This is a genomic window from Yersinia sp. 1252 StPb PI, from assembly GCF_048593885.1.
GTDB lineage: Bacteria > Pseudomonadota > Gammaproteobacteria > Enterobacterales > Enterobacteriaceae > Yersinia > Yersinia enterocolitica_E.
Map to the genome: position 1 here is coordinate 1 of NZ_JAZGQE010000187.1, position 8,324 is coordinate 8,324.

The window sequence follows — 8,324 nt, forward strand, 5'->3', positions numbered from 1 at the left end:
CTTTTGCCCAGTTCACTTTTTATTCTCCACGGAAAGCGTTAGTAGATTGATTTATACGTGAACATTATTTACGAACAATCTTGATTTTTGTTTACGTTCGAATAATTGGAATAGTATCTACGTTAAAATTGTCTTTTTAGATCGTCATCAAATGATAATGAGGATTAATTATGAGTAAGAATAATGACCACGGTAGTCATCAAGAAACTCACTGTGTTCCGGAAAACATTGCTCCGGCTCATGGTTGGCTTACTGCTCCTGTCGGGCGTACTGCATTTGCCATAACTAAAGGGTGGCTACCCAATGGTTGGCCAGCAAGTGAAATGGAAGGGATGAAAAACTTTCCCCGTTATACTAACACCAGCGATTCTGGTAACCTTATATGGTTCGCTGGTGAGGGGGGTCCGTATAACGATAGCACCTACATCTTTGCCGGCGTGGCATCACCTGTACCGGATGGAATTATCTTTAGTGGTGGCCAGACAGGTGGTAATCGTAACATCGTGAATTTGACAGATTCAGAGTTGCTGAACCAACATGGTGTGACCTGGCCGAAAACACCGGTCCAGCCTGGTCAGTATTTAAATGTCAATTGGATTCATACAGCGGTGCATTCCACCCGAGGCTACCGTTATTTTATTACCAAAAATAACTGGAACCCACATCGGAGAGCAACACGCGACGATTTTGAGCCAGTACCCTTTGCCAGTATTATTAATCGCGCGGGTGAGGGTTTTGCGGTCATGCCGGAGCAAAACATACAGTTACCGACCAATAAAAATGGTCACCATATCATTTTAGCAATATGGATGATTGCAGACACTGGTGCTGGTTTTTATTCAGCATTCGACGTCAATTTTGGTGGTGAAGGTGGTGGTGAAGGTGGTGGTGAAGGTGGTGGTGAAGGTGGTGGTGGCGAGACTCCAGCGTCGTGGTCGCCAAATGGCGTTCGGTACGAACTTGGTGATCTTGTAACACACAATGGTTACATCTGGAAGTGCATATATGCCAATACTTCCAATGCAGGGTGGGCGCCGGGTGCGCCGGGTGTGTATTTATGGAGCAGAGTAGTCATGTAGTATTTAGCATCTTTTTCGAACACATTATTCTAAAAGATAAACGCTAATATCATCGGGTGCATAGGCACCCGGTTTTTTGTGAATCATGTCGAAGAGTCTCTTAGTGTCAGCATAGCTGTCACCCCTTCTGAAAATGAATATTATGTCGCATAAGTTGGATAAGCCCAGTCAGTTGCCTGACTGGGCACTGTTGCAAAAGTCTGGTGATGGTAAGCTAAAGCGCCATTTTGGCTGAAGGAGTAACACATAACCCCATTCAAAGGTCGACATTTTCAGAGTGCTATTATCTTCTGGGCAGTACTCTGGTACTGCAAATACGGGATTAGCTACCGCGAACTCCAGTAAATGTTGGCTGAACAGGAGGTTAATGTTTGATCACACCACGATTTATCGTTGGGTACAGCGCTACGCACCTGAAATGGAAAAACGTCTGCGTTGGTACTGGTGCCATCCCACCGACCTGCGTCCCTGGCGTCTGGATGAAACCTACATCAAAATCGGCGGAAAATGGGCTTATCTGTACCGGGCGGTAGATAGCCAAGGTCGGACTATCGATTTTTCTCTTTCCTCACGCCTTAATACTCAAGCAGCTTATCGATTTTTGAAGAAAATGCTGGGCAACTTACGGGATTGGGAACAGCCTCGACGTATCATTACAGATAAAACACCGACCTACGGCAGAGCGCTGGCGTTGTTGAAACGAGAAGGGAAATACTTGCCGTATGTAGAGCACCGACAGATGAAATACGTTAACAACGTGATTGAATGTGACCACGGTAAGTTGAAGCAGATAATCAATCCGATGTTAGGCTTCAAAACCATGAGGACAGCTTATGCCACGTTCAAAGGTATAGAGGTCATGCGCGCGTTGCGTAAAGGCCAGGCAGAATCTTGGTATTATGGCCATCCACAGGGTGAAGTACGTATGGTGAATTACGTTTTCAGTATCTAAGGCTTCTAACCTGAGAGAAAACTTACCCTTAACGGCTGGCGCATTTTCAGAGTTAAATCATCCCTTGGGCCGTTCGCTGGTATTGTAAATACGTCATCAACTACCGCGACCCCCAGTAAATGCTAGCTGAGCGGGGCGTCAATGTTGACCACACCACGATTTATCGTTGAGTTCAGCGCTATGCGCCTCAAATGGAAAAACGTCTGTGTTGATACTGCCGTCATCCGACCGACCTGCGTCCCTAGCATCTGGATGAAAACTACGTCAAAATTTGCGGAAAATGGGCTTATTTGTACCGAGCCGTCGACAGCGACGGTCGAACTATCGATTTTTATCTTTCGTCCCAGCGTAATATTCAAGCGGCTTATCGATTTTTGAAGAAGATGTTGGGCCACTTACGAGACTGGGAACAGCCACGGCGTATAATTACAGAGAAAGCACCGACCTATGGCAGAGCACTCGCGTTATTAAAACGGGAAGGTAAATGCCCTCCAGACGTGGTGCACCGTCAGGTGAAATACCTCAACAACGTGATTGAATGTAACCACGGTAAGCTGAAACGGATAATCAATCCGATGCTAGGCTTCAAGTTTATAAAGACGGCTTATGCCACAATCAAGGGTATAGAGGTCATGCGTGCGTTGCGTAAAGGCCAGACTAAACCTTGGTATTATGGTCATCCGCAGGGGGCTGTGCACCTAGTGAACTACGTTTTCAGCCTCTAAAGGTTTGTAACCTAAGGGAACGTTTACCCTAACGGGCTATTTGCAACAGAGCCATATAACCTCTATTCAGGTGGCCAAATTCAGTGTGCCATATATGGACGTCCCGTGTTGTGCAAGCGCTGAGTTGATACGGTTTGCTGCCATATATCCGGCGTCATTACTCCAGCGCCATGATGTTATCCGCATCCTGTTTCCTTATCACAACACCGGTATGTCACTACTTCGGCACACTTCAGGCTATTACAGGATCGGTTCACCATTTTATCATCAGTACCTACAAACTCAGGAGGAATACTATTCTCCGGATAAAACAACGGTTAGTTAATAGAGAAAGCCCTGTTGACGTTAAAACTTGTGGATTCTGTCAGTAACCGCCAGACAATTCGTGTCAGCTTATTGGCCAACGCAACCGTAGCTTTCATTTTGCCTCTTCGTTCAGTAAGCTGCTTCAGCCATATCCCAGTGAGTAATTATATTTATGAACCCAGTGAATAACAGATAGGGCATCATGAATTATCAGTGTCCGAAGATCACGATTGCCATTTTTGGTCATCGAAGAAAGACTACTTTTACCTCCCGAACTGTGTTGTCTAGGGACTAGGCCACACTAGGCCACACTAGGCAGATAATTGTCATCCGTTAGTAAATTGCCCAGCGTTCAGTTCACTCAAAAAAGCCGCGGCAATAAGTGGACCGATACCCGGTATTGTCATCAACAGTTTATATTTGGGTTATTGTTGGCAAAGAGCCGCAGACTATGCTCTGCAGAAAGAATGCGTTCATTAAATGAATGTATATTTTCGAGCAACGAGAACAGTAATTGGCGAAGCACGAGAGAAATTAACTGCTCTGCATCTTCAATAATGTCGGGCAGTCTTTACTGTAAAATATGAATACCGACAGGGATCTCGATACCCTGTTCTGCCGACAGTGACTGGGCCTAGTTTGCCAGCGCAGTACGCTGCCCAATCATCAACTGCTGGGCGCCTCTGAGAGCCTTTATCTCCTGTTGTTCAACTTTTTTATAGTAACGAAATGAATGGCCGGGCGAAGAGTTGTCTCACAAATTACCAGCGCATCTTTGGCGTCGTTTTTCTGGTGATGCGTTAATGCTTAGCCGGACGTTAAAGCCCATAGACTGAAAAGTGCGTCCCCAGTAATGCGAAGTAGCGCAAGCCACCATGGCAATCATCGAACCGGCAGGAAATTGACTAATTGTAGTCAGTAATTTAGCCCAGGAAACCTTACGGTTAGATACGATACTACCGTCGCTCATCCAGACGCAAACCTGAAAGACAGATTTAGCCAGATCGATACCGATAACTGTTATTTCGTTCATGATGCAGTGCCCCTGTGAATAAGATCGCTCAGCATAAGAATGGCGGGACTTACGCAGAGTGAGGGACGCCCATCACATCACTACATTTTCTGTTATATCTAATTCTCAATGAAGTGAACGAAAGGTTTCTAAATATTACAATTATAAACAAACACTCAATGACAATGAACTATATATTTACATAAATGTAGCGTCATGTTTTTATCGCAACACATTAGTTAACATAATGTGTTCTTTAATTCTATAACTGAAATAGGTGTATTTTATGAAAAAAATCATTATGTCCTCTTTAGTAGCGTTGGGACTTCTATGTACTTTCAGTGGTTCAGCTCTGGCAGACAATAAGGATAAATGCGAGGATTATCATCGTGCAATCCAAGAAAATTGCTTTGGTGGGACTGGGGGGATTGAAAGTGGAGGTATGGGAGCTTGCTTAGGAGCCCAATTGGGTGCTTGGATAGCAGGTTGTTAATATCCAACAGCGTTGTCGCGTTTCTGTCACATTAGCATAGCCTAAATTTTTATTACAAAACCAATTTTGCAACAAACCTGATAATGGCAGAGCGCGGTATTGCCATTGATCATTCCACGTTTCACCATTGGTTACTCGTCTAGAACCTGTTAATTCGGGCTTGTTGCAAATAATGATAGGCGATGATTTTGCTCATAGCTGGGTGGGGTAATTAGACTGGAGTTTAGTGGTTATTGATCTTACCCAGCAATAGTGGACACGGTACTAAGTGAGTCACCACTTAACCAGAGGTGACTCACATGACAAAACCAACATCAACTAGTAAAAAAACTCGCAAACAGCACCCGCCTGAATTTTGGATTTGGGAAGTATCGGAACCAGAAACGCAGTTAAGCGGTCATTTTAAATAGCCAAAAATCAACCAGCCAATTTACATAGCAGATTGCCCTTCTTAGCCACCTCATTTACGATAGCCAAATTACCTGTACTCATCTTGGCTACAATCAAGGGAAAAGGAGTTATTAATGGTCAACCAGTTTTTTTGCCATTTGTGACCACTCCAATTGGGAGTTCTACACCGGAACCGCCGAAATTTCCGTTCATCCAGTTTTAGCCCAGCAACCAGTGCATCCAGGTCAATAAGCTCATTGCTGCTCTGGAAGGTGTAATGCCCATTCAGTAAAATGTGTTGCCAGGCCACTGGTGATATCCGGGTCAGAGCCTCAATGCCTTTAGCATTCTCTTCCGCTTCCAGTCTCTCTGATCTTCTCCCTGAAAACAGTGCCAGTCTAAACTGAAGTATCCGGTCTTTCTTTCATCTCACTGAGAGGCATATCAACCATGAAAAAGACCCGTTATACCGAAGAACAGATAGCATTTTCCCTTAAACAGGTCGAAACCGGCACTCGGGTGGAGGAAGTGTGCAGAAAGATGGGTATTTCTGAAGCCACTTTTTATATCTATGGACTACCTCCGTTTTGCAAGCACTGAATCAGGTTTTAGGTTGTTGCTTACATCTATCCGGCATCAGGAATACCTGTGCCCAAATGGGTAATCCGCACACAATCGCCTCAACAACTGGACGGCCTCGAAGGCCTGTATAAAAATCAGGTTCCGATTGTGCAGGTGCAACCTGTTACCATTTTTCAACACTCTGCAACTTTTAAGGTAAGTATCATATTACTGCTGGTCGATATTCTGTCTCGTTACGAAGAATTGACCAGATAATCCGAGCATTATTGTTGGTAACAATAGCATGAAAAACCGTGGGGCAGTCACCGAATGTATCGCCTGCTGGGGCTAGAATAACCAACATCATTTCATAACAATACCCGTTACCTGGCTATGAAGATCTACGTCATCAAAATCGCTGTTCGTGGAGTAAGTCCCATGGTCTGGCGCCGGCTAAGAATCGCTGCTGATACGTCGCTGGCCGCACTTCACTTCATTTTCCAAATCGTGCAGGGCTGGGGTGATGATTACCTCCATCAGTTTCATATTTACGGCAAAGATTACGGTATATCTTACTACGGTGGTATTGGCTTTCCGGATAATCCGTTCCGGACCGTGATTGATGATTTTATTTTTGATATCGGCGATCGCTTTACCTACGAATACAACTTCTTTGAGCACTGGCTTCATGACGTTCGTGTTGAGGCCATTCATGAAGACTCAACACTGAAAACACCATTTTGTATGAGCGGTCATGGCATGCCCGGAGCAACCCCCGAGGATGAAGCTGATAAGACGCTGGTGTTTCTGGAGGCCATTGTAAATGCGGATGATACAGCAACGGTCGGTGATATCCGGCCCTTTGTTGACGACCTTGATACTGTTCGGTTCAATCGCAATAAAATCAACAGGCAATTGAGCAAACTCGACCTAGCGTCGCCAGCACTGGAACCTGAAGTGATCTGGTTGGGTCGCCGCCGCTGACGGGTGTCTATAAAGGTATACTTCTCTAATTCAGGAAATTGACGCGCTCAGGACCAGAGGTGTCAGACTCAGGATCGCCTGCGACCACGTAAGCCTTGGCATTTCAACATATTATAAACTTTGCAACCAGATGAAAAACCAGTAACCAAGAGATAAACCCACCACTGCAGGAGGCAACGATGAAATTGACGATCCAGATAGTTATCACCGATGAGTCAGGCGTGAGTCGAACGGAAGAACTGAGACATTACAGAAGTCAGGAGATGCCCGAAATGATATCGGATTATCGCTTTCAGAGTCGAAGAGCTTGCTGAACACCGTCCAGCAGTCAATGGTGCAGCAGCAGGCGGACGAATATACTCACCAGCATATCCAGTGTCCTCACTGCCTTGCGGCGCGCAGAATCAAAGGCCGGCAGAAAATACAGTACCGGACGTTGTTTGGCATTATTCCTGTTTCGGGGCTCCGGGTGTACCGATGCAGCTGCGAAGAAAGTACAACAAAGACCGTCAGCCTTATCAGTGACTGGGCGGGCGATCACACCCATTCTGCCCTGAAATATATAGAAACCCGCTGGGCCTCAATGATTTCGTATTAAATGACGACCCGTCTACTGAAAGATATTCTGCCAGTGGGAGACAGCCTGAATGCCTCAACGGTGAGGAATCACTTATGTCAGGTGGCGCAGCGCCTTGATGCAGAGGCAGAGGCAGAAGCTAATTCTGGCTTTCTTTCCGATTGCCCCCGCGACAGGGGGAACCTGCCCAGACCGGGTAAACCGCTTGTGATAGGTATTGATGGTGGTTATGTTCGGGATCGAGAGGACAAAAAGCGTAATTTTGAAATTATTGCCGGCAAATCCTTTTCAGTCGGGGCGCCGGCAGACACGCGCCGCTTTGGTTTTGTCCAGAACGACGACTGCCATCCGGAACGCAGACTAATGGCACACCTCTCCGTCCAGGGAATGCAGGCCAACCAGCAGATATTCTTTTTATCCGACGGTGCGGATAACCTGAGGGAACTGCAGTTCGTTATGTATCCTGAGTCAATTCATGTGCTTGACTGGTTTCATATTACGATGCGGCTGACGGTGTTAATGCAATATGCAAAGGGACTGCAGGCATCAGATCCGGAGACGGGCAGTAAGGTTTCGGCGTTTCTGGAAAACAGTAAACGATACCTCTGGCATGGTAATGTTGTCGCCGGCCTGGAACATATTGATGACTGCAGCATGTACTGCGATGACCCTGATCTCAGCTATACAAACCTGAAATCCCTGCAAAAACATCTGGATGAAATGTATACCTATATCCGGAACAATCAGATGATGATCCCAAACTACGGTGAAATGCACCGGTACGGGGAGCCGGTTTCAACGGCGTTTGTGGAATCAACGATCAATGAAGTAATCGCCAGACGAATGGCCAAAAAGCAACAGATGCAGTGGAGCAGAAAAGGCTCGCATTATTTGTTACAGACCCGGACAGCAGTCCTGAATAACGAGCTTCAGGATAAATTTTCCAGTTGGTATCCAGGTTGCGCGATAGACGATCAGAATGGCGGGAAGCTATCCGCGATAGCAGCATAGCTCACTATTGCCCCACGGTTTTTCATGCTCTCCTTCCCCAAACAGTCAACGCTTTAATGCGACAGAATCCATAAATCAACCTAGGGTGACACCTTCATTGATACTTACCGTCCTGCTGGGGACTGATTCTCCTCAGCAGAACAGTTTTATCTGTTAGCTGCCTTAAAAAACTGGCAATGGAACTTTCGCTGATATCTCTCTGTTAATGCGACAGAATCGTATATTTATTATTTA

At 45.8% G+C, this 8,324-nt stretch carries 3 protein-coding genes and 5 pseudogenes; 7 read left to right on the plus strand and 1 reads right to left on the minus strand.

All coding sequences use genetic code 11. From position 1 onward, the window contains the following. Positions 1 to 170: 170 nt before the first annotated feature. The 3 genes and pseudogenes from V2A85_RS19775 to V2A85_RS19785 all read left to right on the plus strand — a co-directional run bounded on the left by V2A85_RS19775 (position 171) and on the right by V2A85_RS19785 (position 2,756). Positions 171 to 1,079 (plus strand): lytic polysaccharide monooxygenase, encoded by a 909-nt coding sequence (locus V2A85_RS19775; protein WP_420072160.1) that lies wholly within the window; start codon positions 171 to 173, stop codon positions 1,077 to 1,079. A 246-nt stretch (positions 1,080 to 1,325) separates the two neighbouring features. Continuing rightward, positions 1,326 to 2,031 (plus strand): annotated as a pseudogene (locus V2A85_RS19780) (IS6 family transposase). A 56-nt stretch (positions 2,032 to 2,087) separates the two neighbouring features. Further along, positions 2,088 to 2,756, plus strand: a pseudogene (locus V2A85_RS19785) (IS6 family transposase). A 317-nt stretch (positions 2,757 to 3,073) separates the two neighbouring features. Here V2A85_RS19785 and V2A85_RS19790 read toward each other — a convergent pair. After that, positions 3,074 to 4,095: pseudogene (locus V2A85_RS19790) on the minus strand (IS110 family transposase). Positions 4,096 to 4,360: 265 nt separating this feature from the next. Between V2A85_RS19790 and V2A85_RS19795 the strand changes: the two are divergent. From V2A85_RS19795 to V2A85_RS19810, 4 genes and pseudogenes are all read left to right on the plus strand, one after another. Further along, positions 4,361 to 4,567, plus strand: coding sequence for a hypothetical protein (locus V2A85_RS19795; RefSeq protein ID WP_420072161.1), 207 nt, complete (start codon positions 4,361 to 4,363; stop codon positions 4,565 to 4,567). An 840-nt stretch (positions 4,568 to 5,407) separates the two neighbouring features. Further along, positions 5,408 to 5,524, plus strand: a pseudogene (locus tag V2A85_RS19800) (transposase); the annotation flags it as partial. Between the two features lie 387 nt (positions 5,525 to 5,911). After that, positions 5,912 to 6,502, plus strand: coding sequence for a plasmid pRiA4b ORF-3 family protein (locus tag V2A85_RS19805; RefSeq protein ID WP_420072162.1), 591 nt, complete (start codon positions 5,912 to 5,914; stop codon positions 6,500 to 6,502). 179 nt (positions 6,503 to 6,681) lie between these two features. Continuing rightward, a pseudogene (locus tag V2A85_RS19810) lies at positions 6,682 to 8,090 on the plus strand (ISKra4 family transposase). Positions 8,091 to 8,324 lie beyond the last annotated feature (234 nt).